18 protein-coding genes are annotated in these 15,430 nt (G+C 67.3%); 6 read left to right on the top strand and 12 right to left on the bottom strand.

Annotated elements, in window-relative coordinates; genetic code table 11:
• The first annotated feature begins 118 nt into the window (after positions 1-118).
• The 4 genes from ACIP0B_RS06315 to ACIP0B_RS06300 all read left to right on the top strand — a co-directional run bounded on the left by ACIP0B_RS06315 (position 119) and on the right by ACIP0B_RS06300 (position 5,257).
• On the top strand, positions 119-361 hold the full coding sequence (locus ACIP0B_RS06315) for an exodeoxyribonuclease VII small subunit (protein ID WP_400830566.1): 243 nt from the start codon (positions 119-121) through the stop codon (positions 359-361).
• Entirely contained in the window at positions 358-1,245 is an 888-nt protein-coding gene (gene ispA, locus ACIP0B_RS06310; RefSeq protein ID WP_400830565.1) for a (2E,6E)-farnesyl diphosphate synthase, read from the top strand. Before ACIP0B_RS06315 ends, ispA begins: the two co-directional genes overlap by 4 nt.
• Before the next feature lie 91 nt (positions 1,246-1,336).
• The gene (gene dxs, locus ACIP0B_RS06305; protein ID WP_400830563.1) at positions 1,337-3,235 is read left to right on the top strand and encodes a 1-deoxy-D-xylulose-5-phosphate synthase; all 1,899 of its coding nucleotides are present in this window, start codon (positions 1,337-1,339) and stop codon (positions 3,233-3,235) included.
• A gap of 138 nt (positions 3,236-3,373) precedes the next feature.
• Positions 3,374-5,257, top strand: coding sequence for a TonB-dependent receptor domain-containing protein (locus ACIP0B_RS06300; protein WP_400830561.1), 1,884 nt, complete (start codon positions 3,374-3,376; stop codon positions 5,255-5,257).
• Positions 5,258-5,411: 154 nt separating this feature from the next.
• On the opposite strand, the gene ACIP0B_RS06295 is transcribed toward ACIP0B_RS06300, so the two are convergent.
• From ACIP0B_RS06295 to nrdR, 12 genes are all read right to left on the bottom strand, one after another.
• Positions 5,412-6,212: a cobalamin-binding protein gene (locus ACIP0B_RS06295; RefSeq protein ID WP_400830560.1), complete on the bottom strand. Its 801-nt coding sequence runs from the start codon at positions 6,210-6,212 to the stop codon at positions 5,412-5,414.
• Positions 6,212-6,631 (bottom strand): MFS transporter, encoded by a 420-nt coding sequence (locus ACIP0B_RS06290; protein ID WP_400830558.1) that lies wholly within the window; start codon positions 6,629-6,631, stop codon positions 6,212-6,214. Before ACIP0B_RS06290 ends, ACIP0B_RS06295 begins: the two co-directional genes overlap by 1 nt.
• Complete coding sequence (ribA, locus tag ACIP0B_RS06285; protein ID WP_400830557.1) at positions 6,628-7,245, bottom strand: GTP cyclohydrolase II; 618 nt, start codon at positions 7,243-7,245, stop codon at positions 6,628-6,630. Before ribA ends, ACIP0B_RS06290 begins: the two co-directional genes overlap by 4 nt.
• A gap of 188 nt (positions 7,246-7,433) precedes the next feature.
• Positions 7,434-8,180 carry a substrate-binding periplasmic protein gene (locus ACIP0B_RS06280; RefSeq protein ID WP_400830555.1) on the bottom strand — a complete coding sequence of 249 codons (747 nt, stop codon included), beginning with the start codon at positions 8,178-8,180 and terminating at the stop codon, positions 7,434-7,436.
• A 28-nt stretch (positions 8,181-8,208) separates the two neighbouring features.
• Positions 8,209-8,712, bottom strand: a complete 504-nt coding sequence (locus ACIP0B_RS06275; protein WP_085585892.1) for a phosphatidylglycerophosphatase A — start codon at positions 8,710-8,712, stop codon at positions 8,209-8,211.
• Complete coding sequence (gene thiL, locus ACIP0B_RS06270; protein ID WP_400830554.1) at positions 8,709-9,674, bottom strand: thiamine-phosphate kinase; 966 nt, start codon at positions 9,672-9,674, stop codon at positions 8,709-8,711. The genes ACIP0B_RS06275 and thiL overlap by 4 nt, the downstream gene beginning before the upstream one ends.
• Positions 9,675-9,691: 17 nt before the next feature.
• A complete protein-coding gene (gene nusB, locus ACIP0B_RS06265; RefSeq protein WP_085585888.1) occupies positions 9,692-10,192 on the bottom strand; it encodes a transcription antitermination factor NusB in 501 nt (166 codons plus the stop codon).
• Positions 10,189-10,665, bottom strand: a complete 477-nt coding sequence (ribE, locus tag ACIP0B_RS06260) for a 6,7-dimethyl-8-ribityllumazine synthase (RefSeq protein ID WP_003228649.1) — start codon at positions 10,663-10,665, stop codon at positions 10,189-10,191. The genes nusB and ribE overlap by 4 nt, the downstream gene beginning before the upstream one ends.
• Positions 10,666-10,756: 91 nt before the next feature.
• The gene (ribBA, locus tag ACIP0B_RS06255; RefSeq protein ID WP_085585886.1) at positions 10,757-11,848 is read right to left on the bottom strand and encodes a bifunctional 3,4-dihydroxy-2-butanone-4-phosphate synthase/GTP cyclohydrolase II; all 1,092 of its coding nucleotides are present in this window, start codon (positions 11,846-11,848) and stop codon (positions 10,757-10,759) included.
• Positions 11,849-11,879: 31 nt separating this feature from the next.
• Entirely contained in the window at positions 11,880-12,545 is a 666-nt protein-coding gene (locus ACIP0B_RS06250; protein WP_400830552.1) for a riboflavin synthase, read from the bottom strand.
• A 47-nt stretch (positions 12,546-12,592) separates the two neighbouring features.
• Positions 12,593-13,723 (bottom strand): bifunctional diaminohydroxyphosphoribosylaminopyrimidine deaminase/5-amino-6-(5-phosphoribosylamino)uracil reductase RibD, encoded by a 1,131-nt coding sequence (gene ribD, locus ACIP0B_RS06245; protein WP_400830551.1) that lies wholly within the window; start codon positions 13,721-13,723, stop codon positions 12,593-12,595.
• Complete coding sequence (nrdR, locus tag ACIP0B_RS06240) at positions 13,720-14,184, bottom strand: transcriptional regulator NrdR (protein WP_400830549.1); 465 nt, start codon at positions 14,182-14,184, stop codon at positions 13,720-13,722. Before nrdR ends, ribD begins: the two co-directional genes overlap by 4 nt.
• Positions 14,185-14,312: 128 nt before the next feature.
• On the opposite strand from nrdR, the gene ACIP0B_RS06235 reads away from it, so the two are divergent.
• Complete coding sequence (locus ACIP0B_RS06235; RefSeq protein ID WP_400830548.1) at positions 14,313-14,777, top strand: YbaY family lipoprotein; 465 nt, start codon at positions 14,313-14,315, stop codon at positions 14,775-14,777.
• Positions 14,774-15,427, top strand: coding sequence for a class I SAM-dependent methyltransferase (locus ACIP0B_RS06230; protein ID WP_400830547.1), 654 nt, complete (start codon positions 14,774-14,776; stop codon positions 15,425-15,427). The genes ACIP0B_RS06235 and ACIP0B_RS06230 overlap by 4 nt, the downstream gene beginning before the upstream one ends.
• Positions 15,428-15,430 lie beyond the last annotated feature (3 nt).

The following is a 15,430-nucleotide window of genomic DNA, read 5'->3' as shown; positions in this document are numbered from 1 at the left end:
GGCTGCGCAGCCCAGCGCAAGCAAGCTCCCTCGCCACGGGGAACGCCCCGCTCATTTGCCCCTGCCCCCCCTATCTGCTAGTGTCGCGCCGGTTTAACGTCTACCGGAAACCGCCGCCATGGCCCGCAAAAAAGCTGCACTGGATTTCGAACAGTCCCTCGCCGACCTGCAAACGCTGGTGGAGCGTCTGGAGAACGGCGAACTGTCGCTGGAGGACTCGCTGGCCGCCTTCGAGCAGGGCATCGGCCTGACCCGCGACTGCCAGGCGGCGCTGGCCCAGGCCGAGCAGAAGGTGCAGATCCTGCTGGAGCGCGACGGCGAACTGGCCGAAGCCCCGTTCGATGCGGATCAGCCGGAATGATCGCGGCGTATTCGGCCACCAGCCAGGCACGGGTCAACGCGGCGCTGGAAATCCTGTTCAAGGCCCCGCTGCCGGAACTGGCGCGCCTGTATGAGGCGATGCACTACAGCGTGATGATCGGCGGCAAGCGCGTGCGGCCGCTGCTGGCCTACGCCGCGTGCGAAGCCCTCGGCGGCAAGGCCGAGCAGGCCAACGGCGCGGCCTGCGCGGTGGAGCTGATCCACGCCTACTCGCTGGTGCACGACGATTTGCCGGCGATGGACGACGACGACCTGCGCCGCGGCCAGCCCACCACCCACAAGAAGTACGACGAAGCCTGCGCGATCCTCGCCGGCGACGGCCTGCAGAGCCTGGCGTTCAGCGCCCTGCTCGACCCGCGCCTGAGTGACCTGGCCGCCGACATCCGCCTGCAGATGGTCACCGCCCTCGCCCACGCAGCAGGTCCGGCCGGCATGGTCGGCGGCCAGGCCATCGACCTCGGCTCGGTGGGCCTCAAGCTCGACCAGAAGGCCCTGGAGCAGATGCACCGGCACAAGACCGGCGCGCTGATCGAGGTCAGCGTCAAGCTCGGCGCCCTGGCCAGCGGCCGTGCCGAGAAGGACGAGCTCAAGGCCCTGCAGACTTATGCGCAGGCCATCGGCCTGGCGTTCCAGGTGCAGGACGACATCCTCGACGTCGAAAGCGACACCGAAACCCTCGGCAAGCGCCAGGGCGCCGACATCGCCCGCGACAAGCCGACCTACCCGGCCCTGCTCGGCCTCGACGCGGCCAAGGCCTATGCGCTGGAGCTGCGCGATCAGGCCCTGCACGCGCTGCGACCGTTTGACGCGGCCGCCGAGCCGCTGCGCGACCTGGCCCGGTACATCGTCGAGCGCCGCCACTGACGGCAGATCCGCCAAAAAGGACCAACGCGTGGGCAGGGGGCGATGCATCAGGTAAACTGCCGCATCTTTTATACCTATAACGATTCGCCTGATGCCCACGACGTTTCATGAGATTCCCCGCAAGCGCCCGACCACGCCCCTGCTCGACCGCGCGAACACGCCGGACGGCCTGCGCCGGTTAGGCGAAGCCGAGCTGGAGACCCTGGCCGATGAGTTGCGCCTGGAACTGCTCTACACGGTCGGCCAGACCGGTGGGCATTTCGGTGCCGGCCTGGGCGTCATCGAGCTGACCATCGCGTTGCATTACGTGTTCGACACCCCGGACGACCGGCTGGTGTGGGACGTCGGCCATCAGGCGTATCCGCACAAGATCCTCACCGGCCGCCGCGAACGCATGGGCACCCTGCGCCAGAAGGACGGCATCGCCGCCTTCCCGCGCCGCTCCGAGAGCGAGTACGACACCTTCGGCGTCGGCCACTCCAGCACCTCGATCAGCGCCGCGCTGGGCATGGCCATCGCCGCCCGCCTGCAGAACAGCGACCGCAAGGCGATCGCCGTGATCGGCGACGGCGCGCTGACCGCCGGCATGGCCTTCGAGGCGCTGAACCACGCGCCGGAAGTGGACGCCAACATGCTGGTGATCCTCAACGACAACGACATGTCGATCTCGCGCAACGTCGGCGGCCTGTCCAACTACCTGGCCAAGATCCTCTCCAGCCGCACCTACGCGAGCATGCGCGAAGGCAGCAAGAAAGTGCTGTCGCGCCTGCCCGGCGCCTGGGAGATCGCCCGTCGCACCGAAGAGTACGCCAAGGGCATGCTGGTGCCCGGCACCCTGTTCGAAGAGCTGGGCTGGAACTACATCGGCCCGATCGACGGCCACGACCTGCCGACCCTGATCGCCACCCTGCGCAACATGCGCGACCTGAAGGGCCCGCAGTTCCTGCACGTGGTCACCAAGAAGGGCAAAGGCTTCGCCCCGGCGGAAGTCGACCCGATCGGCTACCACGCCATCACCAAGCTCGAACCGCTGGACGCCCCGGCCGCTGCGCCGAAGAAGGCCGGCGGGCCGAAGTACTCCGGCGTGTTCGGCGAATGGCTGTGCGACATGGCCGCCGCCGACCCGCGCCTGGTGGGCATCACCCCGGCGATGAAGGAAGGCTCGGACCTGGTGGCGTTCAGCGAACGTTTCCCGCTGCGCTACTTCGACGTGGCGATCGCCGAGCAGCACGCCGTGACCCTCGCCGCCGGCATGGCCTGCGAAGGCGCCAAGCCGGTGGTGGCGATCTACTCGACGTTCCTGCAGCGCGGCTACGACCAACTGGTCCACGACGTGGCGGTGCAGAACCTCGACGTGCTGTTCGCCATCGACCGCGCGGGCCTGGTGGGCGAAGACGGCCCGACCCACGCCGGCAGCTTCGACCTGTCGTACCTGCGCTGCATCCCGGGCATGGTCATCATGACCCCGAGCGACGAGAACGAACTGCGCAAGATGCTCAGCACCGGCCACCTGTACAACGGCCCGGCGGCCGTGCGCTACCCGCGCGGCACCGGCCCGAACGCCCCCATCGAGAAGAACCTGGAACCGATCGAGATCGGCAAGGGCGTGGTGCGCCGCCAGGGCAGCAAGGTCGCCTTGCTGGTGTTCGGCGTGCAACTGGCCGAGGCGCTGAACGTCGCCGAGAAGCTGGACGCCACGGTCATCGACATGCGCTTCGTCAAGCCGCTGGACGAAGCGCTGGTGCGCGAAGCCGCCGCCGGCCACGACCTGCTGGTGACCATCGAGGAGAACTCGGTGATGGGCGGCGCCGGCAGCGCGGTCAGCGAGTTCCTCGCCCGCGAGAACGTGCTCAAGTCGATCCTGCACCTGGGCCTGCCGGACATCTACGTCGAACACGCCAAACCGGCGCAGATGCTCGCCGAGTGCGGGCTGGACGAGGCCGGGATCGAAGCGGCGGTGCGCGAGCGCCTGGAACTGCTTAACAAGTAAAACGCAATGCCCATGTGGGAGCGAGCCTGCTCGCGATGGCGGTGTCAGTCACTTCAATGCCGACTGACACACCGCCATCGCGAGCAGGCTCGCTCCCACATTGGTTTTATGTACGCCTGAAACCTCAATGGACTGCCGATGCAACTCTCGCGCCTCGCCCTGCCCCTCCTCCTGCTCCCCGCCAACCCGGCATTCGCCGACGCCTTCGAGCGCGACGACGCCCTGAAGCTGCCCGACGTGCTGATCAGCGCCAACCGCCAGGTCGAGGCCCGCAACGACAGCAGCGCCGCCAACACCGTGTTCACCCGCGTCGATATCGAGCGGCTGCAGCCGCGCAGCGTCACCGACCTGCTGCAGCGGGTGCCGGGCGTGCAGGTGGCGCAGACCGGCGGGCGCGGCAGCCTGCCGGGGATCTACATCCGCGGCACCCAATCGGCCCAGAGCCTGGTGCTGGTGGACGGCCAGCGCATCGGCAACGCCACCTCCGGCGACAGCAACCTGCAGCACCTGAACATCGAACAGATCGAGCGGGTGGAAGTGCTGCGCGGCTCGCGCTCGGTGATCTACGGCAGCGATGCGATCGGCGGGGTGATCCAGATCTTCACCCGGCGCGGCAGCGACTCGGGCCTGCAACCACGGATGCATGTGGGCTTGGGCAGCCACCAGACCTGGGAGCGCAGCCTCGGCCTGTCCGGCGGCGACGACAAGACCCGCTTCAACCTCGGCGCCAGCCTCGACGAAACCGCCGGCATCGACCGCACCCATGAGTCGTATCCCAGCGACGGCGACCACGACGCCTACCGCAACCAGTCCTTAAGCCTGAGCCTGAGCCACGCGCTGAGCGACGACATCGAAGTGGGCGCCAACCTGCTGGACAACCGCGGCAAGAGCGAATTCGACAACCCGTTCGGCCGCTTCGACCCGGTCACCTTCGACTCCGTGCAGCAACAGCCTTACAGCGACTTCGCCGTCAGCGGTTTCAGCAGCTACGTGGACGCACGGATCAACGAGCGCTGGAAATCCCGCCTGGAGCTGGGCCACAGCGAAAACCGCGACAAGACCCTCGACAAGCTCAGCGACGAGCGCTCGGTGTTCAACACCTACCGCGATTCGGTGAACTGGCAGAACGACCTGACCCTCGATGCCCGCAACAGCCTGATCCTGGGCGGCGACTGGTACGAAGACCGGATCAACAGCAGCACCGCGTTCGACGAGGACAGCCGCTGGAACCGTGCCGCCTTCATCCAGCACCGCTACCAGGCCGACAGTTTCTCCACCGAACTGGGCCTGCGCCACGACCAGAACCAGCAGTTCGGCGGCCAGAACAGCTGGAGCGGCACCCTCACCGTGCCGGTGAACCCGGACAACGACCTGTTGCTGAGCTACAGCGAAGGTTTCCGCGCGCCGACCTTCAACGACCTGTACTACCCGGACTTCAGCAACCCGGACCTGAAGCCGGAAACCTCGAAAAGCTACGAGCTGCAATGGCGCAGCCAGTTGAGCGACAGCAGCCGCCTCGAAGCGTCGCTGTACCGCACCGACCTTGAGGACGCGATCATTTTCGGCAGCAACTCACGGCCGCAGAACGTCGCCTCGGCGCGGATCAACGGCTTCGAAGCGGCGCTGAAACAGGAACTGTACGGCTGGCAGAGCAACCTCGGCGTGGCGGTCATCGACCCGCGCGACCGCGACACCGGCCACACCCTGGCCCGCCGCGCCCGCCGCACGCTGAGCTGGGACCTGGACCGGCAGTTCGACCGGCTCGGCCTCGGCGCCAGTTGGCAAGCGGTCAGCGGCAGCTATGACGACCTGAACAACCAGCATGCCCTGGGCGGCTACGGCCTGCTCGGTCTGCGCAGCAGCTGGGCGCTGAGCCGGGAGATCAAGCTGGATCTCAAGGTCGACAACCTGCTGGACAAGGATTACAGCCGGGTGCTGTACAGCCATGACGGCAGTCAGTACGGCTACCGCGAGGAAGGTCGGGCGTGGATGTTCGGGGTGACCTGGACACCGCGGCTCTGAGCGGAAATGCGGCGGGGTTTTGACTGACGCTATCGCCAGCAGGCTGGCTCCCACAGGGGATCTTGGGTGAGTGCAGAATCTGTGGTCACTGCAAAAACTGTGGGAGCCAGCCTGCTGGCGATGGCGCCACCAAGGACACCGTAAAGCAAAGGCCTCAACGCCCGGGCGCAATCAACCGGCAGAGCTTGGCGGTCGCTTCGATCATCTGCCCGCTTGGCCGCTCCAGGCCCTTGTCGGTCACCCACAGCAATTGCCCCTGGCGCACCGCCGCCACCTGCGGCCAGGCTTTCCAGGCATCGAGCTGCGCCTGTTCACCGGCCAGGATCACCTCGGGATCGCGCTGCAGCACGGCCTCGACGCTGACCTGCGGCGCCGGCAAACTCAGGTCGGCGAACACGTTGCGCGCGCCGCACACCGCCAGCGCATCGCTGATGATCTGCCCGCCGCCGACGGTGTAGAGCGGCTTGTCCCAGACCTGATAGAACACCCGCAGAGGGCTTTCCCGGCGATAGCGCGTGCGCAGCGCTTCAAGGTCGTTGCGCAATGCAGCGGCCCGTTCGGTCCCACGCTCCGGCCGGCCAAGCCGCCGGGCGATGGCTTCGATCTGCGCGAGCAACTCGTCGAGGCTGTGGGGTTCGGCCACGAAGGTGGGAATGTTCAGCCGTTTGAGCTGCTCGCGCTGGGCCGGGCCGACGCTGCCGGGCCAGAGCAGGAGCAGATCGGGCTTGAGGCTGAGCAAGCGCTCCATATCGAGCTGCCCGTAGCGTCCTACCGAAGGCACTTGCTTGAGCGCGTCCGGCCGCTCGCCGGCGTCCAGCACGCCCACCAGCAGGTCGGCCGAATCCAGCTCGACGACGATTTCAGACAGGGAAGGCGCGAGGCTGACCACCCGCAGGCCGGCCGAAGCCCCGCCGCTTGCGGCCAGCAGCAGAACCGCCAGCCAGAGACGCCGCATCAACCGAGCTGACGCGGGATGCGGTAGAGGTAGAACAGCACGGCCGTGGACAGCGCCAGCAGCATCAGCGGCACGGCTTCGAGGCCGACGAACACCGCCAGCGCGCCGATCCAGGCCGGCAACGCCGCCGCCAGGAACGCGGTGCGGCGACGGGCCGCCAAGGCGATCCACGCACCGGGCTCTTCGGGGGTGTCGAGGGATTTCTGGGTGGCGATCAACGCATGCTTGTAGCGGCCGAAGAACTTCAGGCTGACGAACATCGACGCCACGCCGGCGATGAACAGCGGCATCGCCAGCACCGGCAGGATCGCCTCGCCCTGGCCGAACACGCCGTTGAGCACGAACAGCGGCAGCAGCGCCAGCGCCAGGTATTTCCACCAGGCCAGCGACAGGCGGCGACGCACTTGACCGCGGGTCACGCCCGGTCGACCTCGCCCTGGTGCTCGTTGCCCATCATGTGGTCGAGCTTGCTGGCCTTGGTGGCCAGGTAGAGTTTGTTGTGCGGGTTGTGGCCGGTGTGCAGCGGCACGCGCTCGGCAACGACGATGCCCATGTCGGTCAGCGCCTTGACCTTGCGCGGGTTGTTGGTCATCAGGCGCAGCGACTTGACGCCCAGGTGCTCCAGCATCGGCAGGCACATGGCGTAGTCGCGCTGGTCGGCGGCGAAGCCCAGGCGCTCGTTGGCCTCAACGGTGTCGGCGCCGCCGTCCTGCAGTTCGTAGGCGCGGATCTTGTTCAAGAGGCCAATGCCGCGGCCTTCCTGGCGCAGGTACAGCAGCACGCCGCGGCCTTCGCGGGCGATGGCGCGCAGGGCGGCTTCCAGTTGCGAACCGCAGTCGCAGCGCTGGCTGAACAAGGCGTCACCGGTCAGGCATTCGGAATGCAGCCGGCCCAGCACCGGAGCGCCGTCGGCGATCTCGCCCAGGCTCAGCACGACGTGCTCGCGGCCGGTGGCATCGTCGAGAAAACCGTGCATGGTGAATTGCGCAAAAGGCGTTGGCAGCTTGGAAGCGGCGACAAAAACGACAGGCACCGGTGTGCTCCTGATCTGAAAAGTCTGAATATTCGCTGGGCGGCATTGTAACAGCAGGTTCCGACAGACGCTTAGGCTGAATTGTCGGCCATAACCATCAAAAAGTTTGATGTCAGCCCGGGCATTCCAGCCCCCGCCCTCCTGTGCCCGGCACAGAACCTGTAGGAGCCTGCCCGCTGGCGATGGCGTCAGCCGTTCGGGTCGAACGGGTACGGCTGCTTCCAGCGCTCGAAGACGGCCTTGAGCTCGCCGGTCTTGACCAACTGCTCCATGCGCCGGTCATACAGCGCCATCAGGGCCCGGCCCTGCGGCGTGTCGGCGAACCCCAGGTACAGCGGCAGCTCCGCCAGATGCGAGTAGCGGTACTGCGCCGGATCGTCGGCGTCCTTGACCACCGCTTCGATCTCCGTCAGCGCATCGATGTAGAAATCCACCCGCCCCTGCTTGAGCATCGACAGGATCCCCGTGCGCCGCTCGATCTGGTTGAAGCGCTTGATGTTGGGCAGGTAGTTCTCGTAGCGGTAGCCCCGCACCCACGCCAGGCGGTACTTGCCCAGGGAGGCCTGGGTCGGCGCCGGATTGCTCGCAAGCCCCAGGGCGTAGATGTGGTCGGAGTCGAAGTTCCAGCGCGGGTACAGCACCTGCTCGGCTTCGTCTCGGTAGGAGCCGACCAGCGCGTCGACCTCCTTGAGCTGCACCAGCCCCACCGACCGGGTGTACGGCACGGTGCGGATGTCCAGCTTCACCCCGGCCGGCTCGAACACCAGCCGCAGCACGTCCCAGGCCAGGCCGTGGCCGTCGGCGGCGGTGTAGTCCTCCCACTCCTCGCTGGCCAGATGAATGACCGCAGGCGGCGCATCCTCCGCCCGGGCCAGGGAAGCGGCCCCGAAACCGAGCCAGGCAAAAACCAGCAGCGCCAACCAGCGTCGAGCCATCCCTAGTCCCTCGTTCACGCCTGAACCGTCAGGCGAAAATCCACACCAGTCCCTGCATCGCAAGCCAGGCGAACACGCCGGCCAGCACGTCGTCGAGCATGATGCCGACGCCGCCGTGCACATGCCGGTCCACCCAGCGGATCGGCCATGGCTTGAGTATGTCGAAGAAGCGGAACACCACAAATCCGGCCAGCAGCCAGTACCAGCCTTCCGGCACCAGCCACAGGGTGATCCACATCCCGACCATCTCGTCCCAGACGATGCCTTCGTGGTCATGCACCCGCAGATCGTCGGCCACCTTGCCGCACAGCCAGAAGCCGAACAGCATGGTGATGCCCAGCATCAGCCAGTACCCCCAGTCGGGCAACATCTGCCACAACGGGATAAAGGGTAGCGCAACCAGCGAGCCCCAGGTGCCCGGCGCCTTGGGCAAGGTGCCGGAACCGAACCCGAAGGCCAGGAAATGCCACGGATTGCGCCAGACCGACGGCGGAACGCATTCAGCCGGAACCTGTTTCGGGTGATCTGTCACGGTGACTCCTGAAAATGTTGATAACCCCGGATCTGCGGGGTGATGTCGCGTCCGTCGCGGTCGAGCAGCGCCACGCCCTGCCCCTGCACCGCGCGGCCGATCACATGGATCGGCCAGCCGTCGGCCAGCAGCGCCGGCAACTCGACGGACGGCAAGGTGAAGGCCAGCACGTAATCGTCGCCGCCGCTCAGGGCCGCACGCTCGGCGCAAGGTTGGCCGAGGAACGCCACCAGGGCGTCCGACAGCGGCACCCGCTCGCGCTCGACCTCCAGCCGCACGTTCGACGCCAGGGCGATGTGCCCGCAGTCGGCGAGCAGGCCGTCGGAGATGTCCAGCGCCGCCGTGGCCTTGCCGCGCAGCGCCTGGCCCAATGCCAGTTGCGGCTGCGGCGACCAGTAGTGCGCCAGCAGCGGCCCCGCGACATCGTCCGCCGCCCCGCGCTGCCCCAGCACCAGCGGCAAGGCGCCGGCGGCATTGCCCAGTTCGCCGCCGACGCACAGCAGATCGCCTGGGCGAGCGCCGCTGCGGGTCAGGGCCTGGCCCGCCGGCACGCGGCCGAACACGGTCATGGTCAGGCTCAACGGCCCACGGGTGGTGTCCCCGCCCACCAGCGCCACGCCGCAGCCCTGAGCCATCTGGCTCAAGCCGCGGGCATAGGCCTGCAGCCAATCGGCGGTCACCGTCGGCAGGGTCAGGGCAAGGGTAAAGGCAAGGGGCGTGGCGCCCATGGCGGCGAGGTCGCTGACCGCCACGGCCAGCGAGCGCTGACCGAGCAGGAACGGATCGCAGGGATCGGCGAAATGCACGCCGGCCACCAACGTATCGGTGGAAACCGCCAGCTGTTCCCCACCGGGAACCGCCAGCAAGGCGCAGTCGTCGCCGATCCCCAGGGCAACGCCCTCGCCGCCCTGCGCACAGGGCGCGGCGGCGAAGAAATTCCGGATCAGCTCAAACTCGCCCATGAGGTCTCAAACGCCGGTCAGCGCTTGAACGCCTTCACTTCAGCTTCACGCAGGCGCGGGGCCAGTTTGTCGAGCACGCCGTTGACGAACTTGTGGCCGTCGGTCGAACCGAAGACTTTCGCCAGTTCGATGCCTTCGTTGATCACCACGCGGTAAGGCACGTCGACGCGCTTGAGCAGCTCCCAGGTGGACAGGCGCAGCACCGCCAGCTCGACCGGGTCCAGCTCTTCGATGGCCAGGTCCAGGCAAGGCGTGAGCGCGTTGTCGATCTCGGTGCGGTTGGCCGGAACCCCGTGCAGGATCTCACGGAAGTACGCGCCGTCGACATCGGTGAAATCGTTGTCGACCCGAAACTGTGCCTCGATCTCGTTCAGCGAAGCCCGGGCCATGTGCCACTGGTACAGCGCTTGCGTCGCGAGCTGACGGGCTTCGCGGCGCTTGGCGCTTTTGGATGGCTTGCCGGCGTTCGCAGGTTTCGGATCGCGCGGGTTGAAACGATCGCTGTCGTCGCTAATCACTTGGCCTCCAACTGCGCCAGCAGGCTGACCATTTCCAGGGCGGACAGGGCAGCTTCGGCACCTTTGTTGCCGGCCTTGGTGCCGGAACGTTCGATGGCTTGCTCGATGGAGTCGACGGTCAGCACGCCGAACGCGACCGGTACGCCGAACTCCATGGAGACCTGGGCCAGGCCTTTGGTGCATTCGCCGGCCACGTATTCGAAGTGCGGGGTGCCGCCACGAATGACCGCGCCCAGCGCGATGATCGCCGCGAATTCGCCTTTCTGGGCGACTTTCTGCGCGACCAGCGGAATTTCGAAGGCGCCCGGTGCGCGGATGATGGTGATGTCGCTTTCGCTCACGCCGTGGCGAACCAGGGCATCGACTGCGCCGCTGACCAGGCTTTCAACCACGAAGCTGTTGAAACGGCCCACTACCAAAGCGTAGCGGCCTTTTGGAGCGATGAAAGTACCTTCGATGGTCTTCAGGGTCATTCGTCAGATCTCTTAAAGAGCCGGGACGCGTCTGTTACGCGCCCCTCAGGGATATTTGAACCGCGAATCAAGGGCCGGAAACAACCGGTCATCATTCGGAGGGCACGTATTCTACAACTTCCAGATCGAAACCGGATATCGCGTTGAACTTCATCGGCGCGCTCATCAGGCGCATCTTGCGCACGCCCAGGTCGCGCAGGATCTGCGAACCGGCGCCGACGATGCTGTAGGTGGTCGGCTTTTTCGCCGCCGCCTGGTCGCCGGTCTCGCGGATGTGCGCCAGCAGCACGTCGCCGTCGAGCGGGTGACCGAGCAGCAGCACCACGCCGCTGCCGGCCTCGGCCACGGCGGCCATGGCGGCGCGCAGGCTCCAGCGGCCCGGTTGCTTGACCATCAGCAGGTCGCGCAGCGGATCCATGTTGTGCACGCGCACCAGGGTCGGCTCTTCGGCGCAGACGTTGCCCAGGGTCAGGGCCATGTGCACGTCGCCTTCGACCGAATCACGGTAGGTGACCAGGTTGAACTGGCCCAGTTCGCTGTCCAGCGGCTGCTCGGCGATCCGCTGAACGGTACGTTCGTGGATCATCCGGTAGTGGATCAGGTCGGCGATGGTGCCGATCTTGATGTTGTGTTCGGCGGCGAAGGTTTCCAGTTCCGCGCGGCGGGACATGGTGCCGTCGTCGTTCATCACCTCGCAGATCACCCCGCTCGGCTCGAAACCGGCCATGCGCGCCAGGTCGCAGGCGGCTTCGGTGTGGCCGGCGCGGGCCAGGGTGCCGCCGGCCTGGGCCATCAGCGGGAAGATGTGGCCGGGGCTGACGATGTCTTCGGCCTTGGCGTCCTTGGCGGCCGCGGCCTGCACGGTGCGGGCGCGGTCGGCGGCGGAGATGCCGGTGGTCACGCCTTCGGCGGCCTCGATCGACACGGTGAACTTGGTGCCGAACCCGGAACCGTTGCGCGGCGCCATCAGCGGCAGCTTCAGGGTCTCGCAGCGCTCGCGGGTCATCGGCATGCAGATCAGGCCGCGGGCGTGCTTGGCCATGAAGTTGATGTGCTCGGCCTTGCAGCATTCGGCGGCCATGATCAGATCGCCTTCGTTCTCGCGGTCTTCGTCATCCATGAGGATGACCATCTTGCCTTGGCGGATGTCTTCAACCAGCTCTTCGATGCTATTGAGCGCCACAAGGCACCCCCATTCTTTCAGAAATTGAGTTTCAGGATTTGAGATAGCCGTTGGCGGCCAGGAAGCTTTCGGTGATGGTGCCGCCGGCGGTCGGCTCCGCGGCCTTGTCGCCCAGCAGCAGGCGCTCCAGGTAGCGCGCCAGCAGGTCGACCTCCAGGTTCACCCGACGGCCCGGCTTGTAGGACGCCATGATGGTTTCGCTCAGGGTGTGCGGAATGATCGTCAGCAGGAACTCGGCGCCGTCGACCGCGTTCACCGTCAGGCTGGTGCCGTCGACGGTGATCGAGCCCTTGTGGGCGATGTACTTGGCCAGTTCTTTCGGCGCGCGGATGCGAAATTCCACGGCGCGGGCGTTGTCGCTGCGCGACACCACCTCGCCGACGCCGTCGACGTGACCGCTGACCAGGTGCCCGCCCAGGCGGGCGGTCGGGGTCAGGGCCTTTTCCAGGTTGACCGGGCTGCCGCTCTTGAGGTCATTCATGGCGGTGCAGTCGAGGGTTTCGCGGCTGACGTCGGCGGCGAAGCCGTTGCCCGGCAGTTCGACCGCCGTCAGGCACACGCCGTTGACCGCGATGCTGTCGCCGAGCCTGACGTCGCTGAGGTCGAGCTTGCCGGTTTCGACATGCACCCGCACGTCACCGCCCTTGGGGGTCAGTGCGCGGATGCTGCCGATGGATTCGATGATGCCGGTGAACATGGGGTTCTCCTTGAGAACGGCGCCTGCGCTAACGCGATGGCCGGGAATTATACGCTCGCGGCAGGCAGAGGGATTGCAGTGACTCGCCAGTCATCGCCCACCGCGCGGATTTCGCTGATTTTCAGTTCCGGCGCGTCCTTCATGTACGCCAGCGGCCAGTCGAGCAGCGGACGCGCCGCGGAGCCCAGGAACTTGCCGGCGATGAAGATCACGAACTCGTCGACCAGCCCCTGCTGCGCAAAGGCGCCGGCCAGGCGCGGCCCGGCCTCGACCAGCACTTCGTTGACGCCGCGGCCGGCCAGTTCGGTCAGCAGCCGGCGCAGGTCGACCTGGCCGTCCTCGCCCGGCACATGCAGGCATTCGGGGCCTTCGGCGTGCTGCTCTTCCACGGCCGCGCAGGTGGCGACCAGCGCGGGACCCGCCTTGAAGAACGGCGCGTCCAGCGGCACCCGCAGGCGGCCGTCGACCAGCACGCGCAGCGGCGGCCGGCTCATGGCCAGCGCGGTCTGCGCCGCATCCAGGCCCAATTCGCCGGCACGCACGGTCAAGCGTGCGCCATCGGCCAATACCGTGTCGGCGCCGGTCAGCACCACGCTGGCCTGGGCCCGCAGGCGCTGCACCGCCGAGCGGGCGGCGGGGCCGGTGATCCACTGGCTCTCGCCGCTCGCCATGGCCGTGCGCCCGTCGAGGCTCATGGCCAGCTTGACCCGCACGAACGGCAAGCCGTGCTCCATGCGCTTGAGAAAACCTTCGTTGAGCTTGCGCGCCTCGCCCTCCAGCACGCCGCTGGCGATGGCGATGCCCGCGTCGGCCAGGCGTTGCAGGCCCTTGCCTGCGACCTGCGGATTCGGGTCCTGCATCGCCGCCACCACCCGCCCGACGCCGGCCTTGACCAGCGCGTCGGCGCACGGCGGCGTGCGGCCATGGTGGCTGCAGGGTTCGAGGGTGACGTAGGCGGTGGCGCCCCTGGCCAGATCACCGGCGGCGCGCAGGGCGTGGACTTCGGCATGGGGCTCGCCGGCGCGCTCGTGCCAGCCTTCGCCGACGATCTGCCCGTCGCGCACGACCACGCAGCCGACCCGCGGGTTCGGATGGGTGGTGTAGTGGCCCTTGCGCGCCAGCTCCAGGGCCCGGGCCATGAAGTGCGCATCGAGGACGGCCTGTTCGGCGGCGGTCATTCTTTCATCGGCTCGCGGGCCAGGCGGTCGATCTCTTCGCGGAACTCGTTGAGGTCCTGGAAGCGGCGGTACACCGACGCGAAACGGATGTAGGCGACTTCATCGAGCTTTTGCAGCTCGGCCATCACCAGTTCGCCGACCACGAGGGACTTGACCTCGCGCTCGCCGGTGGCGCGCAGCTTGTGCTTGATGTGCACCAGCGAGGACTCGAGGCGCTCGACGCTCACCGGACGCTTCTCCAGCGCACGCTGCATGCCGGCGCGGAGTTTGTCTTCGTCGAAGGGTTGGCGGCTGCCGTCGGTTTTGATCAGGCGCGGCAACACAAGCTCAGCCGTCTCGAACGTCGTGAAACGTTCGCCGCAGGCCAGGCATTCACGCCGGCGGCGCACCTGCTCGCCCTCGGCGACCAGACGCGAGTCGATGACCTTGGTGTCGTTGGCACCGCAGAAGGGACAGTGCATGGTGGCTGGCAACAAAAAATGGGAGGGCCATGGTAGCGCATCCCCGTGGCAAGACAAGCCATAGGCTTTGCGGTATACAGACTGCCATGATCTGACGATCCACGGATTTCATTATTACGGAGCCGCCAATGCCGTTACGCCCGCTCGTTTTGCTCAGTCTCTTCAGCCTGCTGGTGGCCTGCGGCAGCGACGCGCCCAAGCCCCAGCCGCCGACGCCGGGCCCTGCGCCGCAGCAGGCGCAGAAAAAGGCCCGGGAAGCCGCCGACCTCGGCCCGCTGCCGGCCTACCAGCGCGAGCTGAGCGGCACCCTGCAAGGCGTGCCCGCCGGCGCCGAAGTCGAACTGGCGCTGCTGGTGATCGACGAGAAGGACCGGCCGCAGCAACTGCTGGCCAGCGCCACGCTGATCGGCAACGACCAGGCGCTGCCGTTCCACCTGCGCTTCAACCCCGACGCCTTCCCCGCCGGCGCCCGGGTCGAGCTGCGTGGCCGCGCCAGCCAGTCCGGCCAGTTGATCCTGCACCTGCCGTCGCAGACCATCACCCAGCCGACCACCCAGGCACTGGGCCCGCTGCAGTTCGTCAAAGCGCCATGAATGCGCCGTTCGACCTGCAGCAGGCCCTGAGCGGACTGCTCGGCGACGCCCGGCTGGTGGCTTGCCCGCTGCCGGGCACCGACCTGCAACTGTGGCTGATCGACGGCGACAACATGGCCCGGGAATTCACCCCGGACGAAACCCGCCGCATCCTCCATGAGCCGCCGTACTGGAGTTTCTGCTGGGCCAGCGGCCTGGCGGTGGCCCGATACCTGGCCGAACATCCCGAATGGGTCAGGGGCAAGCGGGTGCTGGACTTCGGCGCAGGCTCCGGCATCGCCGGGATCGCCGCGGTGAAGGCCGGCGCGCTGGAAGTGGTGGCCTGCGACCTCGACCCGCTGGCGATTGCCGCGTGCCGGGCGAACGCCAGGCTCAACGGCGTGGAGATGGGCTACTCGACGGACTTCTTCGCCGAGGCGGACCGCTTCGACCTGATACTGGTCGCCGACGTGCTGTACGACCGGGCGAACCTGCCGCTGCTCGACGCGTTCCTCAGCCGCGGGCGCGAGGCCTTGGTGGCCGACTCCCGGGTGCGCGACTTCCGTCATCCGCAGTACACCCGCATCGAGATGCTGGAGGCCATGACCCTGCCGGACCTGGCCGAGCCCGAAGAGTTCCGGCATGTCAGCCTCTACCATGCGCGGCGCTAGCCC

The organism is Pseudomonas sp. NPDC089534, assembly GCF_044749305.1.
In the GTDB taxonomy this organism is placed as follows: Bacteria; Pseudomonadota; Gammaproteobacteria; order Pseudomonadales; family Pseudomonadaceae; genus Aquipseudomonas; species Aquipseudomonas ekonensis.
The sequence above is the reverse complement of the archived record's forward strand: the minus strand, read 5'-3'. Positions and strand labels throughout refer to the sequence as shown.